The organism is Acidithiobacillus ferridurans (assembly GCF_003966655.1).
GTDB lineage: Bacteria > Pseudomonadota > Gammaproteobacteria > Acidithiobacillales > Acidithiobacillaceae > Acidithiobacillus > Acidithiobacillus ferridurans.
The window spans coordinates 1,446,591-1,466,394 of record NZ_AP018795.1; the positions used below are offsets into that span (position 1 = coordinate 1,446,591).

General features: G+C 61.8%; 24 protein-coding genes and 1 pseudogene. 5 read left to right on the forward strand and 20 right to left on the reverse strand.

Features of this window, described 5'->3' with window-relative positions; translation table 11 throughout:
• Positions 1-176: 176 nt before the first annotated feature.
• From hypD to argH, 14 genes are all read right to left on the reverse strand, one after another.
• Entirely contained in the window at positions 177-1,289 is a 1,113-nt protein-coding gene (gene hypD / locus AFERRID_RS07470; protein ID WP_126604738.1) for a hydrogenase formation protein HypD, read from the reverse strand.
• The gene (locus AFERRID_RS07475) at positions 1,286-1,531 is read right to left on the reverse strand and encodes a HypC/HybG/HupF family hydrogenase formation chaperone (RefSeq protein WP_113527324.1); all 246 of its coding nucleotides are present in this window, start codon (positions 1,529-1,531) and stop codon (positions 1,286-1,288) included. The genes hypD and AFERRID_RS07475 overlap by 4 nt, the downstream gene beginning before the upstream one ends.
• A 14-nt stretch (positions 1,532-1,545) precedes the next feature.
• Complete coding sequence (gene hypB / locus AFERRID_RS07480) at positions 1,546-2,349, reverse strand: hydrogenase nickel incorporation protein HypB (RefSeq protein ID WP_126604739.1); 804 nt, start codon at positions 2,347-2,349, stop codon at positions 1,546-1,548.
• Positions 2,346-2,687, reverse strand: coding sequence for a hydrogenase maturation nickel metallochaperone HypA (gene hypA / locus AFERRID_RS07485; RefSeq protein WP_126604740.1), 342 nt, complete (start codon positions 2,685-2,687; stop codon positions 2,346-2,348). Before hypA ends, hypB begins: the two co-directional genes overlap by 4 nt.
• A gap of 68 nt (positions 2,688-2,755) precedes the next feature.
• Entirely contained in the window at positions 2,756-4,513 is a 1,758-nt protein-coding gene (locus AFERRID_RS07490) for a nickel-dependent hydrogenase large subunit (protein WP_126604741.1), read from the reverse strand.
• A 3-nt stretch (positions 4,514-4,516) separates the two neighbouring features.
• Positions 4,517-5,878: a (Fe-S)-binding protein gene (locus AFERRID_RS07495; protein WP_126604742.1), complete on the reverse strand. Its 1,362-nt coding sequence runs from the start codon at positions 5,876-5,878 to the stop codon at positions 4,517-4,519.
• Positions 5,875-6,540: a nitrate reductase gene (locus AFERRID_RS07500; RefSeq protein WP_126604743.1), complete on the reverse strand. Its 666-nt coding sequence runs from the start codon at positions 6,538-6,540 to the stop codon at positions 5,875-5,877. Before AFERRID_RS07500 ends, AFERRID_RS07495 begins: the two co-directional genes overlap by 4 nt.
• Before the next feature lie 102 nt (positions 6,541-6,642).
• Entirely contained in the window at positions 6,643-7,734 is a 1,092-nt protein-coding gene (locus AFERRID_RS07505; RefSeq protein ID WP_232027905.1) for a hydrogenase small subunit, read from the reverse strand.
• A complete protein-coding gene (locus tag AFERRID_RS07510) occupies positions 7,632-8,048 on the reverse strand; it encodes a hydrogenase expression/formation protein (protein ID WP_126604744.1) in 417 nt (138 codons plus the stop codon). Before AFERRID_RS07510 ends, AFERRID_RS07505 begins: the two co-directional genes overlap by 103 nt.
• The gene (locus AFERRID_RS07515) at positions 8,035-8,511 is read right to left on the reverse strand and encodes a HyaD/HybD family hydrogenase maturation endopeptidase (RefSeq protein WP_126604745.1); all 477 of its coding nucleotides are present in this window, start codon (positions 8,509-8,511) and stop codon (positions 8,035-8,037) included. The genes AFERRID_RS07510 and AFERRID_RS07515 overlap by 14 nt, the downstream gene beginning before the upstream one ends.
• A 31-nt stretch (positions 8,512-8,542) precedes the next feature.
• Complete coding sequence (locus tag AFERRID_RS07520) at positions 8,543-9,094, reverse strand: YbhB/YbcL family Raf kinase inhibitor-like protein (RefSeq protein ID WP_126604746.1); 552 nt, start codon at positions 9,092-9,094, stop codon at positions 8,543-8,545.
• 83 nt (positions 9,095-9,177) lie between these two features.
• Positions 9,178-10,437, reverse strand: coding sequence for a diaminopimelate decarboxylase (gene lysA, locus AFERRID_RS07525; protein WP_126604747.1), 1,260 nt, complete (start codon positions 10,435-10,437; stop codon positions 9,178-9,180).
• A complete protein-coding gene (gene lptM, locus AFERRID_RS07530; RefSeq protein WP_126604748.1) occupies positions 10,434-10,619 on the reverse strand; it encodes an LPS translocon maturation chaperone LptM in 186 nt (61 codons plus the stop codon). The genes lysA and lptM overlap by 4 nt, the downstream gene beginning before the upstream one ends.
• Positions 10,616-12,004 (reverse strand): argininosuccinate lyase, encoded by a 1,389-nt coding sequence (gene argH, locus AFERRID_RS07535; RefSeq protein ID WP_126604749.1) that lies wholly within the window; start codon positions 12,002-12,004, stop codon positions 10,616-10,618. Before argH ends, lptM begins: the two co-directional genes overlap by 4 nt.
• Positions 12,005-12,147: 143 nt before the next feature.
• Here argH and AFERRID_RS07540 point away from each other — a divergent pair, with 143 nt between their 5' ends.
• Positions 12,148-12,474, forward strand: coding sequence for a hypothetical protein (locus AFERRID_RS07540; RefSeq protein WP_126604750.1), 327 nt, complete (start codon positions 12,148-12,150; stop codon positions 12,472-12,474).
• A gap of 10 nt (positions 12,475-12,484) precedes the next feature.
• Here the strand turns inward: AFERRID_RS07540 and AFERRID_RS07545 are convergent, their stop codons facing one another.
• The 3 genes and pseudogenes from AFERRID_RS07545 to AFERRID_RS15585 form a co-directional block, all read right to left on the reverse strand.
• On the reverse strand, positions 12,485-13,747 hold the full coding sequence (locus AFERRID_RS07545) for an ATP-binding protein (protein ID WP_126604751.1): 1,263 nt from the start codon (positions 13,745-13,747) through the stop codon (positions 12,485-12,487).
• Positions 13,744-14,229, reverse strand: a complete 486-nt coding sequence (locus tag AFERRID_RS07550; RefSeq protein ID WP_232027914.1) for a winged helix-turn-helix domain-containing protein — start codon at positions 14,227-14,229, stop codon at positions 13,744-13,746. Before AFERRID_RS07550 ends, AFERRID_RS07545 begins: the two co-directional genes overlap by 4 nt.
• A 50-nt stretch (positions 14,230-14,279) precedes the next feature.
• Positions 14,280-14,489, reverse strand: a pseudogene (locus AFERRID_RS15585) (response regulator); the annotation flags it as partial.
• Positions 14,490-15,807: 1,318 nt separating this feature from the next.
• Between AFERRID_RS15585 and AFERRID_RS16205 the strand changes: the two are divergent.
• From AFERRID_RS16205 to AFERRID_RS07565, 3 genes are read left to right on the forward strand one after another with little or no spacing between them, the layout of a single operon-like run.
• Positions 15,808-15,933, forward strand: coding sequence for a hypothetical protein (locus AFERRID_RS16205; RefSeq protein WP_404813258.1), 126 nt, complete (start codon positions 15,808-15,810; stop codon positions 15,931-15,933).
• On the forward strand, positions 15,887-16,045 hold the full coding sequence (locus tag AFERRID_RS15295) for a type II toxin-antitoxin system RelE/ParE family toxin (RefSeq protein ID WP_197722429.1): 159 nt from the start codon (positions 15,887-15,889) through the stop codon (positions 16,043-16,045). Before AFERRID_RS16205 ends, AFERRID_RS15295 begins: the two co-directional genes overlap by 47 nt.
• Positions 16,042-16,323, forward strand: a complete 282-nt coding sequence (locus tag AFERRID_RS07565) for a helix-turn-helix domain-containing protein (RefSeq protein ID WP_113527307.1) — start codon at positions 16,042-16,044, stop codon at positions 16,321-16,323. Before AFERRID_RS15295 ends, AFERRID_RS07565 begins: the two co-directional genes overlap by 4 nt.
• Before the next feature lie 323 nt (positions 16,324-16,646).
• On the opposite strand, the gene AFERRID_RS07570 is transcribed toward AFERRID_RS07565, so the two are convergent.
• The 3 genes from AFERRID_RS07570 to AFERRID_RS07580 all read right to left on the reverse strand — a co-directional run bounded on the left by AFERRID_RS07570 (position 16,647) and on the right by AFERRID_RS07580 (position 18,548).
• Entirely contained in the window at positions 16,647-17,159 is a 513-nt protein-coding gene (locus AFERRID_RS07570) for a GNAT family N-acetyltransferase (protein ID WP_126604752.1), read from the reverse strand.
• A 13-nt stretch (positions 17,160-17,172) separates the two neighbouring features.
• Positions 17,173-17,898: a hypothetical protein gene (locus AFERRID_RS07575; protein ID WP_126604753.1), complete on the reverse strand. Its 726-nt coding sequence runs from the start codon at positions 17,896-17,898 to the stop codon at positions 17,173-17,175.
• A 236-nt stretch (positions 17,899-18,134) separates the two neighbouring features.
• Positions 18,135-18,548, reverse strand: coding sequence for a site-specific integrase (locus tag AFERRID_RS07580; RefSeq protein WP_225981872.1), 414 nt, complete (start codon positions 18,546-18,548; stop codon positions 18,135-18,137).
• Positions 18,549-18,707: 159 nt separating this feature from the next.
• On the opposite strand from AFERRID_RS07580, the gene AFERRID_RS07585 reads away from it, so the two are divergent.
• A complete protein-coding gene (locus AFERRID_RS07585) occupies positions 18,708-19,553 on the forward strand; it encodes a thioredoxin fold domain-containing protein (RefSeq protein ID WP_126604755.1) in 846 nt (281 codons plus the stop codon).
• The last annotated feature ends 251 nt before the right edge of the window (positions 19,554-19,804 follow it).

Here is a 19,804-nt window from a genome sequence, read left to right on the forward strand (position 1 = left end):
CTTATACATTCGGAGGTAGACCGGCTGATCAGCATGATACCTGGCGTTTGCGGGGCAGCGCGTGATACAGCAGACCACCAGAATAATGCCCGAATTCCCGGGAAAGATCGACTGCTTGCACCCGGTTGCGAGATCGCATCCTCTTTACCGGTGGATTCTCATGGAGCCAACGTCCTTTAATCCCGATGGCGACCATAGGTGTAGTGGGCGGCGCAGGCACCCTCTGAGGAGACCATGCAGGAACCCACCGGGCTTTCGGGCGTGCAGGCGGTGCCGAAGAGTCGGCAGTTCCGGGGCTCCTTGGCGCCGCGCAGAATGGCGCCACACTCGCAGCCCTTGTGGTCGGGCACCGCCCGGTAAGGGATGGGGAAACGGCGCTCGGTGTCAAAGTCGCCGTAGGCGGCGTTGATGCGCAGTGCGCTGCGGGGGATGCTGCCGAGGCCACGCCACTCGAAGGCGGGCCGGGGTTCCAGTACCTCGGCTATCAGCGCCTGGGCCTTGGGGTTGCCGTCGCGACTCACGGCGCGGGTGAATTCGTTCTCCACTTCCGCTTGTCCGGCATTGATCTGGCGGATCAGCATGAGGATGGACTGCATCACATCCAGGGGCTCGAAGCCCGCGATCACCACCGGCCGATGATACTCCTCCGCGACAAACTCATAGGGTCGGCTGCCGATCACGGTGCTGACATGGGACGGCCCGATGATGCCGTCCAGCCGCGCCCCCTCCGGCGCGGTCGAATCCAGGATGCCGCGGATGGCGGCAGGGGTCAGCACGTGGTTGCAGAATGCCGTGAAGTTTTTGACCCCCGTGGCCTTGGCCTGGCGGAGGACCGCGGCGGTGGGCGGGGTGGTCGTCTCGAACCCGATGGCGAAGAAGACCACCTCCCGATCCGGGTTCTCCCGCGCAATGCGCAGGGCATCTAGGCTGGAATAGACCATGCGGACATCGGCTCCGGCGGCGCGGGCCTGGAGCAGGCTCCGGCGTTCCGATGCTGGGACGCGCAGCACGTCGCCATAGGTGCAGAGGATGACGCCATGATCCAGCGCCAGGGCGATGGCGCTGTCGATGCGGCCGATGGGCAGGACGCAGACCGGGCATCCGGGTCCGTGGATCAGGTGGACATTGGCCGGCAGGAGGTCTGGGATGCCATGGCGGGCTATGGCATGGGTGTGGCCCCCGCAAAACTCCATCAGATGATAGTTTCGGCGGGAAGAAACCTCGGCGGCGATGGCGCGCGCCAGACTGCGGCCCAGGGTGGCGTCACGGAACTCGTCGACATATTTCACCGCTCGGTTCCTTCCCTGGCGTCCAGCCGGGTGGCCAGTTCCGCGAAAAGGGCCAGGGTCCGTTCGGCCTCCTCCGGGTCCAGCCGGGTCAAAGCATAGCCCACGTGGAGGATGACGTAATCGCCCTCCCGGACGCCGTCCACCAGGGCCAGGGAGATCTCCTTGCGCAGGCCGCCTATCCCGACCACCGCCATCTCGTTGTCCAGCAATCGTTCAACCCGCACGGGGACCGCCAGGCACATGATCTTGCTCCTTATTACCGTATGGCGGCCGACGCGAGCCCGGCGCCCCTTTCGATCCAGTCCAGCCACGCGGTCATGCCGTCGCCGCGGAGGGCGGAAACCTGCAGGATTGAGAGTTTGGGATTGATCCGTCGGGCATAGTCGATGCAGACGTCCACATCAAATTCCAGATAGGGGAGCAGGTCGACCTTGTTGAGGAGCATGAGGTCGGCGGCATGGAACATGTCCGGATATTTGAGGGGCTTGTCCTCCCCTTCGGTTACCGACAGCACCACCACCTTGTGGCTCTCCCCCAGATCAAACGCCGCCGGGCAGACCAGGTTCCCGACGTTTTCGATGAAAAGCACCCCGCCGGCGGCGGGCTGTAACTGTTCCAGTGCATGTCCCACCATGTGGGCGTCCAGGTGGCAGCCCTTGCCGGTGTTGATCTGCAGTGCGGTTACTCCGGTGGCACGGATGCGCTCAGCATCCCGGCCTGTTTGCTGATCTCCTTCGATCACCGCCACCGGCAGCCGGTGCTGCAGGGCCTCGACGGTGCGCACCAGCAGCGTGGTCTTGCCCGAGCCGGGGCTGGAGACCAGGTTCAGCGCAAAGATACCCCGCTCGGCCAGATAGCGGCGGTTGGCGTCAGCGTGGCGCTGATTCTTGGCCAGAATGTCCTGTTCGATCCGCACCATGCGCCGTCCGTCCATGCCAGGGGCATGAACGTGGGCCGGCTGGGACTCGTCTCCATGCCTATGCCGCCGGTTACCCTCGTAGTGATCGTGCCCCTCGGTCTTCACCTCGCTACCGCCGCAACCACATGTGGTACACATCATTCCACCTCCAATTGCTGGATACGCAATTCCTCTCCCGCGATGACCTGCAGCTGACGACTGCCGCATTGGGGGCAGGCATCGAAATATTGCCCGATGGCGACCTTTTCGCCACAGGGAAGACACCACGCCTGGGCAGGCACCGTCACGATTTCGAGATGGGATCCCTCGGCCAGGGTGCCACGCGTGACGACATCGAAATGGAAGCGCAACGCCTCCGGTTCCACGCTGGCCAGGGTGCCGATCTCCAGGCAAACCCGATGTACCCGGATAAAGCCCTGGATCCGGGATTGTTCCTCCAGGATCTGGAGAACACCTTCGCACAAGGAGAGTTCATGCATACCGGCACGGGCCTTCGGGGGCGGGAGGCCTCACCGGAGACATCAGATGTTCCCGTTCCGTCTGTTCTTCAGCATATCTTGACCTGCAACAGTTCCTCCCCTGTCGGGTCCACCAGATGGACGGCGCAGGCGATGCAGGGATCGAAGCTGTGAATGGTGCGGAGGATCTCCAGGGGTTGGGCGGGGTCGGGGAGTTTGGTGCCTTTGAGTGCCGCCTCGTAGGGGCCGTCCTGTCCGGCGGCATCCCGCGGGCCGGCATTCCAGGTGCTGGGCACCACCGCCTGGTAGTTGTCGATGAGGCCGTCCTTGATGACCACCCAGTGGGCCAGGGCGCCCCGCGGCGCCTCGGTGAAGCCCACGCCGCGCGCCTCGGCGGGCCAGGAGGAAGGTTCCCAGAGGGCCGGGTTGAAGGTTTCGAGTTTGCCGGCGCGGATGTTGGCCATGAGTTGGTCGTACCAGCCCTGCATGGCGTCGCCGATGATCTTGCTCTCCAGGGTGCGGGCGGCGGTCCGTCCCATGGTGGAAAAGAGGGCCTGAACGGGCAGGTCCAGCTTGCGCAGGCTGCTGTCCACCAGGGTGCGGGCCTCCTGGTTGCCGCTGGCATAGAGGACCAGCATGCGGGCCAGGGGGCCCACCTCCATCGCTTTGCCCTTCCAGCGCGGCGACTTGATCCACGAATAGCTGGCCGCGCTGTCCAGATGCGCGTAGGGCGGTTGGGGTCCGGTATAGTCCAGGTGGGTTTGTCCCGCAAACGGATGGAGGCCCTGGTCCTTGCCCACGGTGTAGGAATACCAGGAATGGGCCACAAACTCCTGGATCTGGTCCGGGGCGCGCAGTTCCAGAGGATGGACGGTGGAGAGATCCCGGTTGAGGAGGATGCCGCGGGGGATCATGAGGCCGTCCAGGTCGTTGATGCCCATGGAGGGGAACTCGCCGTAGGTCAGGAAGTTGCCCACCCCTTCGCCTTTGCGGAACCAGTCCTTGTAAAAGCCGGCGATGGCGAGGGTGTCGGGCAGGTAGACCTGATCCACGAAACGGCGGATCTCGCGGATGACGTTTTGCACGATCTCCAGGCCCGTCATGTTGACGGCGGTGGCTCCGACCCCCGCCGCCACACCGTTGTGCAATGCCGCCGGCGACACGCTGATGGCCGTGGGGGCGCCACCCACCACGAAGTTGGGATGGGGATTCTTGCCGCCGAAGACGGCATGGAGCTTGGCCACCTCCCGCTGCCAGGCCAGGGCGTCCAGGTAATGGGCCAACGCCATGAGGTTGGCCTCCGGCGGCAGCTTGTAGGCGGGGTTGCCCCAGTAGCCGTTGGCGAAGATGCCGAGCTGTCCGGAGGCCGCGAAACGGGTGAACTTGTCCTTCACCTCGGCGAAGTAGCCCGGCGAGGAGCGCGGGTAATCACTCAGGGACTGGGCCAGCGCGGCCGTTTTGGCGGGATCCGCCTGGAGGGCGGAGAGCACATCCACCCAGTCCAGGGCGTGCAGTTGATAGAAATGCATCACATGATCGTGGACGAACTGGGCGGCGATCATGAGATTACGGATTAACTGGGCGTTTTGCGGGATGGGGTAGTGGAGGGCGTCCTCCACCGCCCGCACCGAGGCGATGCCATGCACCAGGGTGCAGACCCCGCAGATGCGCTGGGCGAAGGCCCAGGCGTCGCGCGGATCGCGGCCCTGGAGGATGATTTCCAGGCCGCGCACCATGGTCCCGGAACTGGAGGCGCCGGTGATGACGCCATCCTGGACCTCGGCCTCGATGCGCAGATGGCCCTCGATGCGGGTAACGGGGTCGACGACGACGGTTTGCTTGGCCATGAATCACTCCTGCTCCGTGACGAGGTGATCGGCCACCAGTTCCAGCAGACTCTGCGCCGTCTTGTCCCAATGGAAATGGGCCTGGCCGTCGTCGAAGGTCTGGCGGCAGTTGGAACAGGTCGATACCAGCATCTCCGCCCCCGTGTCCTCCACCTGCTGCATCTTGATCTGGTAGGTCTTGTAACGCAGGGGGTCGGCCCGGTGGATGGTCACCACCCCACCGCCGCCCCCGCAGCACCAGTTGTAGGCGCCGTGCGCGTCCATCTCCCGCAACTCCATCCCCAAGGCGCGCAGCACCTCCCGCGGCGCCTCGGTGACGCCGCCGCGGCGCACGATCTGGCAGGGATCGTGGAAGGTCGCCGAATTCTGCACCGGTTGCAGTTGCAGCTTGCCCTGGCGGATGCCTTCCGCCAGATACTCGGCGATCTGCAGCACCCGGAAGGGCAGAGGCTTGCCGTAGAGGTTGGCGCCCTGCCAGCGCAGGGCCTGATAGGCATGGCCGCATTCCGGCAGGATGAGGGTCCTGGCGCCCACCGCGATGGCGGCCTCGATGAGCTTGAGGCTCGCCTCCCGCTGACCCTGCCGGTCGCCGGCGAACATGCTGAAATTGGTGGCCTCGTAACCATCGCTGCGAAAAGTCCAGGATGCGCCCATCCGCTTCATGATCCTGGCCAGGGCGACGATGGACTGGGGATACTTCATGACCTCGATGGAGGAGATGGTCATGAGGACGTCCGCCCGTTCCCGATCCAGGGGAATCTCGACGCCGTGCTCGTCCTCCAGCCAGGCGATGCGGTCCTTGAGGACCGCCGGGGTGGCACCCAGGGGGCTACCTTCCCGTTTCGCGCGCTCCACGGTCGCCCAGAGTTCATGGGGCACCAGCCCGGCGGCGGCCATGCCATGCCGGGCCAGGCCTACGAGGCTGGCGATATCGATGCCCATGGGGCAGACCATGGTGCAGCGCCCGCATTGGGTGCAACTGTCGTAAATCAGATCCTGCCAGTCTTCCAGTTCCTGCACGGTGACGCGGCGCTTGAGGTTGAAGAGGCGGAAAAAGGGCGCAAAAGGCCCTGTCTCGCGCTTGTAGGCCTGTTTGAAGGGCTCCAGCTTCCAGATGGGAGTGTACCGGGGGTCGCCGGTCTGCACATAGTACTGGCAAACCTCGGCGCACTGGCCGCAATGTACGCAGGACTCCATGTAGAGGGCGGCGGTGGCGCCGAAATCCTTGACGAAGCCGCGCATGGCCCGGTCGAGCCGCTCGGCGTCGGCCATCTCCCCTTGTTTGTCGTAACGCTGCTCGGGTTTCTGGACGCTCAGACGAGGCTGGTTCAACTCCAGAGGGAACTGCGTATCCGTGTCGGTCATATCCGTGCCCCCCGGCGGCTGTAGATCGTCCCGGTGACGCCGCGGGAGAAGACAAAGAGCACGGTATGGGCGAGCTTGCTGAAGGGCAGCCACGCCAGCAGGAGTTCCGCGCTCAGCATGTGCAGGGCCAGCAGGTCCTCGTAACGACCACCCAGATGGTAATAGGCCATGAGCCCCGTGAGCAGCGGCGTAAAGACCAGCAGCCAACTGAAGTAGTCGTCGAAATTGGAGATCTGGCGCAGCACCGGGTGGGTGGCGCGATGGGCGAGGAGGGCGAGGAGGCTGATCAGGGCGACACCGGCGGCGAAGGTAATCACCCCCGTCGGCAAACCCGGCCAGGACAGGCCCGTGATGTCACGGATGAGGAGGATGTGGGGCACCAGCCCCAGGATCACCACCGCCAAGCCGATGTGGAAGACATAGCTCACCGCCTCCCAGTGCAGGATGCGGGGCCGGAACTCCCGGCGCGGCCACATGCGGGTGAAAATCGTCTTGACGCCCCCCAGCCAGGCGTGGCGCATCCGCGGTTCCGAAAGATCGCGGTTCCGGCGCAGGGCGAGTACCCCGACGAGCCGCCAGAAGATGCCGAAAACCAGGATGATCAGCGCCGCCTCCAGGGCGGGGCCTCGGGCGAAATCCAGCAGGTCTGTCTCAGTGCTCATGGGAATCCTCCCTTGGGGGCGGGCTGCTCCCCTCTTTGGCGCTTTTCGCGGCGACCGCGTGCTGACGGGAGCGGGCGAGCGCCGCCGCTCCCGCCCCGACCACTACCCCCCTAGCGCCGCACCACCCAAAACCTCTCCGCGCGGCCAGTGGCCGGTGGCTGCGGGCAGAGGCCGGTAAAATCCGCCCTTGTCCCAGAAGTCCGGCTCGGAGCAGCCCAGGCAGCCGTGGCCGGACTGGATGGGGAAGCTGGTCCCCTGGTTCCATTTCAGGGTGGCGCAGGCGTTGTAGGTCACCGGCCCTTTGCAGCCCAGTTCGTAGAGACACCAGCCGTTGCGTGCCCCTTGGTCGTCGAAGGTGTGCGCGAAACGGCCCTCGTCATAGAAAGGCCGACGGTAGCAGCGGTCGTGGATGGTATTGCCGTAGAACGTCAGCGGCCGCCCCTGGCGGTCCAGGGCGGGCATCCCGAAGCTCAGGTAATAGACGACGACCCCGGTCATGACCTCGGGAATGGGCGGACAGCCCGAGACGTTGATGATGGGGCGGTTGCGGATGACCTCGGAAACCGGTACCGCGCCGGTGGGATTGGGCGCCGCGTAGGGCACGCCGCCGAAGGCGGCGCAGGTCCCCACGGCGATGATGGCCGCCGCCCCCTGGGCGGCATGGCGCAGGTCGTCGACGGCGCTCTGCCCCGCGGCCACGCAGTAGGCGCCGCCCGCTCCCATGGGTACGGCCCCGTCCACGATGAGGATGTACTTGCCCCAGGCCTTGCGCATGGCCTCCTTCCGGGCCGCCTCGGCCGCCTCCCCGGCGGCTGCCTGAAGGGTATCGTTGAAGGCCAGGGAGATGTTGTTGAACATGAGGTGTTCGATGGTGGGCGAGAAGGAGCGCGTCATGGATTCCAGGCAGCCGGTGCATTCCTGATAGGAAAGGTAGATCACCGTGGGGCGGGGGGTGATCGCCAGTTTTTCCGCCATGGCCGCGGCGGCGGCAGGGGGCAGCGCCAGCAGGGAGGCGGTGGCGGCGCAGAACTTCAGGAAGGCGCGGCGGCTCAGGCCGTTTTGCCGGAATGCGTCGAGGATGGTCTCGTCCATCAACGTCCTCCCGATTCGGGAACCGCGATGCGTTGCCGCAAGCGCTGCAGCCCAATGGCGATGTCTGTGGTATCGGCCGGAACGATCTCCGGCACGTGGCATACCTCCAGCGACTCCGTCAGCAGGATCCCGTCCTCGCTGGAATGGCGCACCCACCACACTCCCGGCACCCCGGTCTCCTCGATGCGGGAGCTTCCCAAGGCCAGCAGTTCCATGCGGACCTCTCCTGTCCCCAGGGTCTCCCGGAGCAGATCCCGGTCGGCCGGGGAGAGGGGCAGGGAGCCGAGGTCGATGCAGTGCCGCCGCCCCGAGAGAAGCAAGGCGTCCAGGGCCGTCGCGACCTCCTGCAGCAAGGCCGGCGCGTTGGCGGCGGGGCTGGGGGCAGGACGGATGGGAATGGTATCAAGAATCTTCACGTCCCCATTCCTCTAAGAGCGCTCGGGCGCGACGCCCCGCTTCGGGCAGGGACCGGGCCAGCGGCGGACTCAGGGCGTCGCCCCAGGCGATCGTCCGGGGCTGAACGCCGAGCAAGGCCCGTCGGGCCGGAAGACAACCAAGCAGACGCGCCATGTCCAGCAATTCGGCCAGGCCGGCTTCATGCACGCTGCCGGCCTGGGGACGGGTCAGGAGCCGGTCCATCTCTGCTCCCTGGAAGAGGGTTACCTGCCCGGCTTCCTGTCCCGATTCCACGGCATCCGCCACCAGCAAAGCATCCACCCCCTCCAGTTCAACCAGCAGCGACGCGCCGATCGTGCCCCCATCCAGAACGGTGACGCCGGTCATGGGCGCCTGCCCGGCGAGGTAGCGGACGATGTGCACACCCACGCCATCGTCCCCTTGCAGGACATTTCCCAGCCCCAGAACCAGTATGCTTCCCATCGTTTCCCCGTAGTGGACGGAGCAAAATCGTTCAAACGTGCTTGTCCGTATCCAGCGCGAAATGGCCCGAAAACTCCGCGTAGTCAAGGATGTGACCGAGCGGATGGAATTCACGGGCGCGGGGGTCCGCGGCGGGGGGTGGTCCGAGTTGGTCGCTGTCCTGACCTCCCTTGCGCAGCCTTCCCTTCACCGATTCCCAGTTGGCGCCTTCGGCGAGCCCGAGGGTGGGCAGGTCGGTCGCTATCAGGATAAAGTCGTAGTGTCGGAGCTGGTGGTCGGCACCTGCCTCCGGCGGGCGGTAGGCCATGGTTCCGAAGTCATTGCGCCCCAGCCTGGCGCCATCGGGCAACGGGCCATCTTCGTGGATGCCTTCAGCGGCAGGCGGCAGGTCGTAGATCAGCCATTGGACCTTGCGCCCCGGTTCCGCCTCACGATGTTCCATGAGCAGGATCAGGCTCTTGGTGTCGGCTGGCAGATGCTGCCAGAAAATGGGCGGGGTGCGCCCGTCGCCGGTTTGGGTGAAACGTCTGGCGATCCAGTCGTCGGGATCGATGCCGGTGCTGAATACCTTCATCTCTGCCATGGTGGCCTCCTCAGAAATATCCCATTACCACCTAAGAGTAGCAGATAGTCGGCGGTGACGACGGAGCCGTTGCCTGGTGACCCTTATAAGGGAGACTTTTGGGAGGTCGGGTTTTCTTCCAGCGACAACTGATCGGCCAGGGTCTCGCGGCGGCGAATGAGACGGTGCTGGTGGCCGCTGATGAGCACTTCAGGAGGCCGGGGGCGGCTATTGTAGTTGCTGCTCATGGCGAAACCGTAAGCCCCGGCGCTCATGACGGCGAGCAGGTCACCGGCTTTGGCCGCTAGCGGACGATCCTTGGCGAGGAAGTCGCCACTTTCACAGACCGGGCCGACGACATCCATGGCTGGTCCTGTTTCGGCACTTTGGTGCAGGGGCAGGATGTCGTGCCAGGCACCATACAGCGCGGGGCGCAACAGGTCATTCATGGCCGCATCCACCACGCAGAATGGCTTGCTGTCGTTGTCCTTGAGGTATTCCACCTTGGTCAGCAGCACGCCCGCGTTGCCCGCCAGCGCGCGGCCCAGTTCCACTACTCGCCGTACCGCTACGCCGTGCAGAGCCTGATCCAGCGTCCAGGCGTAATCGGCGGGGCTGGGCGGGATTTCGTCGTGGTAGCGAATGCCCACACCGCCGCCCAGATCCAGATGCTGGAGGGCGATCCCATGGGCCGCCAGTTCGTCATACAGCGTACGCACCCGCACTGCGGCCTCGCCCAGGGGCGTCAGGTCCAGCAACTGGGAGCCGATGTGGCAGGCAATCCCTTTCAGCTCCAGCGCCGGGTGCTGCGCGGCCTGCAGGTAGAGGTGGCGGGCCTGATCCATGGGGATGCCGAACTTGCTCTCTTTCAGCCCCGTGGCGATGTAGCGATGGGTGCCGGGGTCCACGTCGGGGTTGACCCGCAGGGCGACGGGCGCACGTTTGCCCATGTCGGCAGCAATGTCCGCAATGCGCCAGAGTTCGGCGGCGGACTCGACATTGAGGCAAAAGATACCGGCACCGAGGGCGGCGCGGATTTCGACGCTGGACTTGCCGACACCGGAAAAAACGATGGTGCCGGCATCGCCGCCCGCCCGCAGCACCCGCTCCAGCTCACCACCAGAGACGATATCGAAGCCCGCGCCCATCTCCGCAAAAATCCGCAGGATACCGAGATTGCTGTTGGCCTTGACCGCATAACAGACCCGGGTGTTGCTACCGAGGGCGGCGCTGAAGGAGTGATAGCGTTCGCGCAACGCCGCTTCGGAATAGACGTAGCAGGGCGTGCCATAATGCTCCGCTATTTCCTGCAAGGGGAGGTCTTCGCCATACAGGGCGTGGTTGCGGTAGTGGAAGGTATTCATGGTGCAGCAGGACTCTGGACAGGCGCCGTGGGCCCCGCGGATGTGGGGCTCTGGCCGGGGGCCGTCGGTGCGGCGGGGGTAACGCTGGGGGCGGGCGGCAGGGTCAGGGCCGTTTTACGGCCGCAACCGCCCAGGGCGAGGCCTAGCAGCAGGAGGAGAAAGATGGCGCGAATGCGGTTCACAGGGCCTCCCGCTGCAGGCGCTCTCGGGCGCGCTGGATGGCGGCCTGCACCTGCCGGGGTGCCGTACCACCCAAGTGGTCCCGCGCCGCCAGGGAGCCTTCCAGCACCAGCACCGCATAGACCTCCCGGTCGATGAGCGGCGACAGGGCCTGCAAATCCGCCAGCGGCAGAGCCTCCAGGCCGATGTTGCGTTCCTGGGCCAGGCGCACGGCACGGCCCACCACGGCGTGGGCATCACGGAAAGGCAGCCCCTTGCGCACCAGATAATCGGCCAGGTCGGTGGCGGTGGCAAAGCCGCGTTCCGCCTGCGCGCGCATGACGTCGGGACGGGTCTGCAGACCCGGCAGCATCCGCCCCATGATCTCCACGCTGGCGCGCATCTGGTCAAGGGCGTCGAAAAGGGTTTCCTTGTCTTCCTGATTGTCGCGGTTATAGGCGAGGGGCTGCCCCTTCATGAGGACGAGGATGGCGACAAGATCGCCAATCACCCGCCCACTTTTGCCGCGAATGATTTCCGCGACATCCGGGTTTTTCTTTTGCGGCATGATGCTGGAGCCGGTACAGAAGCCGTCGGGCAGGTCGATGAAGCCGAAGGGGGCCGACATCCACAGGATCAGTTCTTCCGATAGCCGCGAGAGGTGGACGGCGAGGATGGCCAGGTCCGATAACGCTTCCATCACAAAGTCGCGGTCGGAGACCGCATCGAGGCTGTTTTCGGCGACGGCCTCAAAGCCGAGCTGACGCGCCACGTCCCAGCGGTCGATGGGAAAGGTCGTCCCCGCCAGCGCCGCCGCGCCCAGGGGCAGCACATTCACCCGCCGTCGTGCATCGAGCAGACGCTGGGTATCGCGGTGGAACATCTCCACGTAGGCCATACAGTGGTGACCAAAGCTGATCGGTTGGGCCACCTGCATGTGGGTCAGACCCGGGAGGATGGTCTCCACCTCCCGCTCGGCGAGGTCGATGAAGACGTGTTGCAGGTGCTGCAGCTCCCGGACGAGGTCATCCAGGCAGCCGCGAGTATAAAGGCGCAGGTCGGTGGCCACCTGATCGTTGCGGGACCGGCCGGTGTGGAGCTTCTTGCCGACATCGCCGATGATTTCGGTGAGGCGCGATTCGACGTGCATGTGGATGTCTTCCAGGGCATCGACAAAGGGCAGCCGGTCTTCGACGATCTCCTGCCGCACCTGCGCCAGCCCGGTGACGATGGCCTCCACCTCCGCTTCCGTCAGCACGCCCACCCGGCCCAGCATGCGGGCATGGGCCATGGAACCACGGATGTCCTCCGCATACAGACGACGGTCCACCTGGATGGATGCCGTAAAGGCCTCGACCAGATGGTCGGTACCTGCCGCGAAGCGCCCACCCCACATTTTTTTGCTCATGCCCACACCTCCTGTCCTGCCCGCGACTATAGCGAAAAGGGGGTATCGTTCGCCAGTATTCCCGGTCGGGGCGGCGGCCCTTTGGCATTCCTCCCCGGCTCTTGCTAAAGTCTTCATGGAGCCGACACGTGGGAGTGCAATGCATGGACGAAGCGGAAAAGACGCATGGCTGGCGCTGGCTGGTCGTGCTGTTGTTGGTGCTGGTCGTCGCGGTGGTGCTGTTCTTCTGGTGGCAAAATCAGCAGACCGTGGCGCCGGTGCAGACGACGGCGGCTACGCAGACCGTAGGACCCGCCATATCGACGCAATCCGTGGCCAATTTTCCGGTGGGTGGGGCGGTTTCGCAGGAGGGCACACTGGAAGGCCCACTCAACGGCAGGTGTGGCAATATCGCATGGCACGATCTCAGCCCCTCCGAGGTGGCGCACCTCCGAAAACTTTGCCCGCCGGCGGCGCCCAAACACCCCTGATGCGCCGCCCTCAGGGCGCCGACGGCAGGACTATGCGCGCCTCCAGGCCACCGCCGGGCGCGTTGACCAGAACGAAGCGTCCATGGTGATAGGCCAGGATCCGCTCGACGATGGCCAGTCCAAGTCCTACCCCACCGCCCTTACCGGCTTGCGCAAAAGGGGCGCGCACCGCTTCCAGCTCCGCCTCCGCAATGCCCGGCCCGTGATCGCGGACGCGGATCAGCACGCCGTCTGCGGTGGGTTCGGCGCTGACGTCTATGGGGGCGCTACCATGAGACTGTGCATTGTCGACGAGGTTCTGCAGGGCACGGGCCAGGCCCACTTCCTGTATGGGTATTTTCGGCAGTGCGACTGCAGGGGGGTGCCACACCACGCCAGCCGGTTGGCGTAGAATGAACGCCTTGAGCCAGAGACCCAGGTCGGTCGCCACCAGCGGTTCCTGTTCGCCGCTACGCGCGTAATCGAGAAACTGGTGGATGACCTTGTCCATCTCCTGAATGTTCGCGATGATTTCGCTGCGGGCCTCCTCCTCGGCCGGCAGGAATTCGGCGCTCAGGCGCATCCGGGTGAGCGGTGTGCGTAGATCATGAGAGACCCCCACCAGCACCATTTCCCGCTCTTTCCAGAGACGATGCAAATCGCGCAGGGTCTGGTTGAAACGTTCGGCCAGGCGCCGCAGATCGGCCGGACCCGCCTCGGGCAGATCCGCCGGGGTATCACCGCCGCGCAAACGTGCCACCCCCTGCATGAGCCGGGTAAGGGGCCGGGTGACCTGGCGTACCGCCAGATACGCCCCCAGCCAGGAGAGCAGCAAAATCGCCGCCAGCTTGAACCAGGGCAACGGCAGCCCCGGTGGATGGGGCATGGGCATGGCCAGCGCCAGGGTTGCATCGGGCCGGGTTTGCAACCAGAGCATCCGGCGTTGGCCGTCCACGCGTAGTTGCGCCTGCGGCCAGCCCATGTGGTGCAGCAGTTGCAGGGCGTTGGCCAGTACCGGCAGACGGGGATTGTGGCCGCGCACCGCACCGGCAGGAACGATGCGGAGACCCTGGTGCAGCAGCACGGACTCCGTCTCCTGACGCTGGGCGGGGGTGAGAGCTTCGCTCAGGGTCAGAATTTGCGCCCAGTTCTGCGCCAGACGCTCGGCCTGCGGGTTGGCCTGATAGATATTGAAAAACCAGTACACCGCAAGCTGACTCAGCAGCAGTAGCCCGGCGATGATGAGAAACATCCGGGTAAACAGCGTATCCGGCCAGGGGCGCGATTTGTTCATCCGGGTAAAGTGCCTTCTTCCCTGGGTGTGGCATCTCCGCCATCGGGTACCAACACATACCCCCGCCCCCAGACGGTCTGAATATAGTGTGGTTCGCCGGGATCGTCTTCAACAAGGCGTCGCAAGCGCGAGATAAACACATCGATACCCCGTGAACCCGGTGTGGCGTCGTCGTTGCCATGGGTCATGGCCAGCAGGCGGTCCCGCGAGAGCGGCTGCCAGGGATGACTGGCCAGCGCGTGCAGAATGGAAAACTCGCTGTCGGTAAGGGAGATTTTCTCGTCATTCCGCCAGAGACTGCGACTGTCGAGGGCGAGGCGGAAAGGGCCGAAAATGATGGCGCCGGGGGTTGGGTCGCTGCTGCGCTGATCCTGACTGCGGCGCAGCACGGCGCGGATGCGTGCAACCAGTTCCTGGGGCTCAAAGGGCTTGGAGAGATAGTCATCGGCGCCCACATCGAGGCCCTGTACCCGGTCGGCCAAGTCCCCCGGGCAGTCAGCATGATGATGGGCAAATGTGGTTCCTGCACCCGCAGACGCTGACAGATGCTGAAGCCGTCTTCGCCGGGCATAAGGACATCCAGCAGGAGCAGGTCATGGTATTCCCGCTCCAACTGGCGATCCATCTGCACGCCGGAGGCGGCGGCGTGGACGACAAAACCCTGCCCTTCCAGGTAGCGCACCAGCATCGTGCGCAGTCGGGGGTCGTCATCGACCAGCAGGATTTTGCCGCCTTCCGTCATTTACTTGCTCCAGGGTCCCCGCCTGCCCCCTATTTCCTTATACAGCGCGGTAGCTTTCTGCCACTGCACAGGCGTCAATATTTTATGGAGATAATTCACCTGCTGAATGCCATGTTCGAGCATCGTGGCATGATCCTTGAGGACCGCTTCCCGCAAGGGGACGATGGCGCTACCCGATTCACCGTTCAGAAGCGCATCACGCAGCGCGGCGTTGTGAACCTGCATATTCTGACGCCAGGTGGGCATTTCCTTTAGCTGTTGGGCACGCCAGTTTTTCAGATCCGTTTCCTGCGCGGGGGTCAGCTTGAGGTCCACCGCATGCCGCCAGACGATGGGCATCAGCATGGGCACGGGCGCATTCCGCATCCAACCACCCTTGCGCATGGGGCCATGCCGCCACCCCCCGGACAAGGATGGCCTTGCATCATGCCCGGTCCCATGGGGCCACCATTCATGACCGGCGGAGTCTCTGTAACTGCTGCAAAGGCAGGCACTGCCGCCAGCGCCGTCATTCCGACCATCAATCCGGATACTATCTGCTTGAATTTTAACATTACTCTGCTCCTCATCGTTCAGGGGGAAAGAACGCCCTTTCCGTGGAAAACAAGTTAGCGCGCCACCCCGACGGATGCCAGCGGCAAAGTGTCAAGAATTATGAATGGGGGTGATTGCTTGTCGCTATGGACGCGCATGGTGGTCCACTCCTGAGGAATAGCAACCCTATATGGGATTGCGCGGTACTTCCAATGCAAAACGAACTGAGCCACTTGTTCAGTGACAAAAAAGTTTCATCCTGAAAACTCCGTAACTCATTGATTTTTTGTTCTCTGGATTTAACATAAAAATTAATGTTTCATCCTGGATCATTATGTCAAAAATTACAAACGACTTTCCCAGACAAAAAGTATGATCCTGGCGTCTCACAGGTTCTCTGCCCCCGGTATGCTCTTTATCTCCAGTGGCAGGTATGCAGCGGGAGCGGTCGTCCAGCGGACTGATCATCATGTTCTGGAAACTCGTCACCATGGCTGTAAACCGTAGCAGTTTTTTGAGAATAATTTTAGATAATTACAACTGTTTGATATACCGTGCAACAATCGCCGTCATCTGAAGGCTCGCGAAAACGGCCATTTGTGCGGATCACTGACAGGACATTTGGCTATGGGAGAGGCGTACAGGGTTGTATGGTGATATAATTTTTTATATATTTGGCCGGTGGCACACCCAAAAACCTATCATATTCCAGGCATCTCCTCTGGAAGATCTCCGCACCTTTCCCCTATCGGCCAAGCGCAAAGCAGGACACCAGTTGGATTGGGTGCAGAAAGGTCAAGAGCCGGACGACTGGAAGCCGATGCATAGCGTGGGTCAAGGCATTCGGAAAATTCGGATACGGGATGCAACAGGTGGCCTACCGAATCATGTATGTGGCGAAATTCGCTGATGCCGTTTATGTGCTGCACTATTTTCAAAAGAAGACCCAGAAAACCCGCAAGGCAGATATGGATCTTGCCGGACAGCGGTACCGGGATTTATTGAAGGAAATGAAATCGTGAGCAAAGAACGATTTGCGAGTGTATGTGATGCGATTGAGGATGTTCGTGAACAAGCAGGGAATATGAAGCTACGTTCTCAGCTGATGATGTTACTCAAGAGCCATATTGCCCGTACCGGGATGAGCCAGGCCCGGGCGGCGCAGCTTTTTGGAGTAACACAGCCGCGCGTTTCCGATTTGGTGCGCGGCAAGATTGACCTGTTTAGTCTGGACATGTTGGTGAATATGGCGACAGCAGCAGAGCTACACATAGAGCTGCCGGTGCTGGATGCAGCCTGATGCTAACGGAGTCTATAGGCATCATAAAGGCCATTTTTACAGTAAGATATTAATGATGCATTCTGTCTGGTAAATCCGCAGGGAGATCATCCAATGTTATCCGGCATACCCTCTTGTTAGGCCCCACACAGTTGAGCACCTACTCACTCCGCCCAGCGAACCCCAGTGACCTTGAACTCACCTACGAGATCACACGAGACGCGATGCGGGAATACGTGATTCAGACCTGGGGCGCTTGGAACGAAGACGAGCAGCGAGAGAGGCATCTTCAGAACTACACGCCATCAACATATCGCATCGTTACGTTTGAGCTGGGCGAAGGGTTAGGCGTCAATTCTGCAGACGCAGCGCACTTCTTGAAGCTGCCGACCACCGCACTCGAGTTCCTGCGGAGGTAGGGTGTCTGCCACGAACCCGATAGCCTTGTAGAAGCGGATGGCTGGCTCGTTTTCCGCAAACACCCACAGGCTACACGTGCTGTAGCCCTGCTGAGACAAGAGCTCTCGCGCCCGTAGCCACAACTGACGCCCAACACCTTTGAACCAACTGTTCGGTGCCACGTAGATGGCCCACAGTTCCGCTTGAGAGGATGGTGCATCCTTGTCTCGGCAAGCACCGAACGACACCCAGCCAAGAATCGCCCCGCCATCCTTAGCGACGAGGAGCTCCGTTTGCCCAGATTCGACAATGTTCTTCCACATGGCCTCCCGCTTCTCGACTGACAAGGAGGCGAGATAGTCCGCAGGAAGGATTCGCGAGTAGGCCGAGCGCCATGCATCGACGTGAATCTCGGCAACAGCGCGGGCATCTTCAGGGACGGCGTGGACTACTTGCATGACGGCTAACGCCCTAGCTCAGCCGCGGCTCTGCCGCAGGCGGAGACGTCGGCTGGAGCGCCTTGTTAGCCTCTGGTCGTGCGATGAGGCTTGCGAGATGGCCCAACATCAACGCGGCTCTCACGCGACCCGAAAGCTGTGAGACGAATATTCCTCGCGCCACTTCTTTCGTGAGGCTGCTCTCAAGGTCTTTAACGATCTCAGCCTTCTCTTTGTCTTGGTGGTACTCAACCCCATTTAGCCAGCGTTTCAATGTTTCATCTTCAAACAATGGGACTCCACCAACAGTTACCTGAAAATAGGGCTGATAGTCTCCACGCTCGTAAGTGGAGCGCAGGAACTTTAGATGCTGGGCAATAGCGGTGCCCTTGGCCTGTCTTCCAATGGTGGCCGTCGCCTTCTCAAAGGATACCGGCTCTCTCGATAAGAATATCGGACGAGCAAGATGGAGAAGCTCGCAAACATCTCCATACGAAAACTCGGACAGAGTAAACGACAAGCCTGCTTCAGCGGTCCATGTGATGTTTTTTATTCTCGGAAACTCACCTTTAAGTAGGCGCGCTTCCTTGAGGCGATCGCAGTTTGTCAGATAGTGCTCAAGAAGTTGTACATCTGTTTCAGAGAAAGACAGCGTTACTTCCTCGCGAGTTGCGCCATCTTCGGATGTCGCCTTGAGAGTCCGCGTGATCATCTTTGAGGCTAACGCAAATTCGATGGCACTATCGGTGCAGTGTAACAAGGGGGTATGCCGTATAACATTGGATGATCTCCCTGCGGATTTACCAGACAGAATGCGTCTTTGTGTCCTATGTGGTGCCACCAATTATAACCATATGAGATTGTATTTATTAACCTTCTCCTAAAGCCGCAACATGAGACAAAACAATGAAATTCCGCTACTCTTACCCCATTAAGTATGCGGCATACTCTAGCCGATTCCAAGACATAAGTCTGTACCGGCCCTTCTGGTAATATTCACCCCAGTATCTTCGCCAGGTCCTCCGCTCTTAAGTGAGTATAGCGTTTCAGCATCTGCAAGGTCTTGTGCCCTGTGATGGCCGCCACCTGCATGGGATTCAATCCCTTCTCGAAGAAACGACTGGTGGCCTCGTGGCGGAGGTCGTGAAAGCGTAGGTCCTCGATACCTGCTCGGTGGCAGGCGCGAGCAAAGGCTTGTGTGATGCTATCTGCCCTGACACCCCACACCTCACCATCCATACGGCGGGGTAGGGCATCCAGTACGGCCAAGGCGCGACTGGACAGCGGTACTCGGCGCGGATCGCCAGTTTTGGAATCAGGGCCAGCAGGCTTGTCGTTCTGCATCAAAGGCCGGATATAAGACTGCAACCCGACCTCACCATGCCAGACATCAAAAAAATCCTCTTGCACACATGGAGACATCCATATAGGATTTGGGGCCAGCGCTTGCCTAATGTTTTAATATTCAGTATGTTACAAGAGGCAAATAGACGGTTCGCGCACCGGCCGGAATTGCAGTTCAAACTTGAATTCGCCCTCTAGCGACTATCACCATTCAAGAGGATAAGCATGTCGACGAAAAGAACGATACGATTCACAAAATTTAGCTTATACATTTCATTACTGCTGCCGGTCATGGCTCAGGCCGGTATTTTTGGCCTGCTCGGTGACGTCGAGAATGCGGCGCAAAGCACCGGGATACGTATGCCAAGCTCTCTGTCCAATCTCAGCCAGCTGGCTCAGGAAGTCCATGATGGTGGCTACAGCGCCTTGCCCGGAATGCCCAGTGCCAGCACGGCGGCAGCCTGTCCGCCGGGTTATACCTGCACGAAGAGCAATGCACCAACGTATCCGTCTACACAAAACATTGCTGCAGAACTTGCTCAGGTGACCTATATCCAGGAGGGCAACAGCGGGCCAGTGATCTACGATTTCCAGGATCCGCTCTGTCCCTACTGCCACAAACTCTTTGTAGAAGAGACAACCTTGATAAGGGAGGGGCGCTTGATCGTACGTTACGTGCCCGTGGCTTTTCTGAGTAGCCAAAGCACACGGATCGCAGCGGATATACTGCAATCGCCTAATCCCCCGGGTGTCTTGAATGCCTATGAGAGCGTAGCGTTCAGCAGCAACAATGCTGGCCTGCGAGCGTATATGGAAAGTCCGACAGGAGCAGCGCAACAAGATCTGGACACCAATAAGAGAGTCATGGAGTATCTCGGGTTCAATGGTGTCCCTGCCTTGGTCTTTCAGTTGAGTGATGGTCATTATGAGCATATCGACGGATTGATATCCACCCAACAAATGGAACGTTTATTGCCAGAGATGGCAAGCCCGGTTTCCGTCACTACTATACAAGGATCCACTGCGGTGACCGCCTCGGCCATATCCTCTAAAACGCCCTCAATTCTATGACGGAAGTGATTCGTGCATGGCTGCGTGCGTTAAGGCGGCGCAGTCAGCGCGCACGAATGTCTCGGTGGCGTTTTGGACCGATAGTGAACCGTTAGCTTCCTCCAGTAAAACTGGCTCATTCCCACCCATCGCAAAGGTTTCGCGTTATGACATGAGGCCGGAGCCGTATGCGGTAATTCCGCTCGTACGGATCTGTGCGGGGGGGGGGGGGTGGGTAACTACTGTCTCTACCGCGACCATACTTCCTGCAG

Excerpts from the sequence above, each read along its gene's own strand:
- AFERRID_RS07570 (WP_126604752.1), bottom strand. The coding sequence starts at position 17,159 with ATGCAAGTAGTCCACGCCGTCCCTGAAGATGCCCGCGCTGTTGCCGAG.
- AFERRID_RS07490 (WP_126604741.1), bottom strand. The coding sequence starts at position 4,513 with ATGGCCAAGCAAACCGTCGTCGTCGACCCCGTTACCCGCATCGAGGGC.
- AFERRID_RS07515 (WP_126604745.1), bottom strand. The coding sequence starts at position 8,511 with ATGGGAAGCATACTGGTTCTGGGGCTGGGAAATGTCCTGCAAGGGGAC.
- AFERRID_RS07520 (WP_126604746.1), bottom strand. The coding sequence starts at position 9,094 with ATGGCAGAGATGAAGGTATTCAGCACCGGCATCGATCCCGACGACTGG.
- argH (WP_126604749.1), bottom strand. The coding sequence starts at position 12,004 with ATGAGCAAAAAAATGTGGGGTGGGCGCTTCGCGGCAGGTACCGACCAT.
- hypA (WP_126604740.1), bottom strand. The coding sequence starts at position 2,687 with ATGCATGAACTCTCCTTGTGCGAAGGTGTTCTCCAGATCCTGGAGGAA.
- AFERRID_RS07495 (WP_126604742.1), bottom strand. The coding sequence starts at position 5,878 with ATGACCGACACGGATACGCAGTTCCCTCTGGAGTTGAACCAGCCTCGT.
- AFERRID_RS07545 (WP_126604751.1), bottom strand. The coding sequence starts at position 13,747 with ATGAACAAATCGCGCCCCTGGCCGGATACGCTGTTTACCCGGATGTTT.
- AFERRID_RS15295 (WP_197722429.1), top strand. The coding sequence starts at position 15,887 with ATGCAACAGGTGGCCTACCGAATCATGTATGTGGCGAAATTCGCTGAT.
- lysA (WP_126604747.1), bottom strand. The coding sequence starts at position 10,437 with ATGAATACCTTCCACTACCGCAACCACGCCCTGTATGGCGAAGACCTC.
- hypB (WP_126604739.1), bottom strand. The coding sequence starts at position 2,349 with ATGATGTGTACCACATGTGGTTGCGGCGGTAGCGAGGTGAAGACCGAG.
- AFERRID_RS07540 (WP_126604750.1), top strand. The coding sequence starts at position 12,148 with ATGGACGAAGCGGAAAAGACGCATGGCTGGCGCTGGCTGGTCGTGCTG.
- AFERRID_RS07505 (WP_232027905.1), bottom strand. The coding sequence starts at position 7,734 with ATGCCACGTGCCGGAGATCGTTCCGGCCGATACCACAGACATCGCCAT.
- AFERRID_RS07500 (WP_126604743.1), bottom strand. The coding sequence starts at position 6,540 with ATGAGCACTGAGACAGACCTGCTGGATTTCGCCCGAGGCCCCGCCCTG.
- AFERRID_RS07475 (WP_113527324.1), bottom strand. The coding sequence starts at position 1,531 with ATGTGCCTGGCGGTCCCCGTGCGGGTTGAACGATTGCTGGACAACGAG.
- AFERRID_RS07585 (WP_126604755.1), top strand. The coding sequence starts at position 18,708 with ATGTCGACGAAAAGAACGATACGATTCACAAAATTTAGCTTATACATT.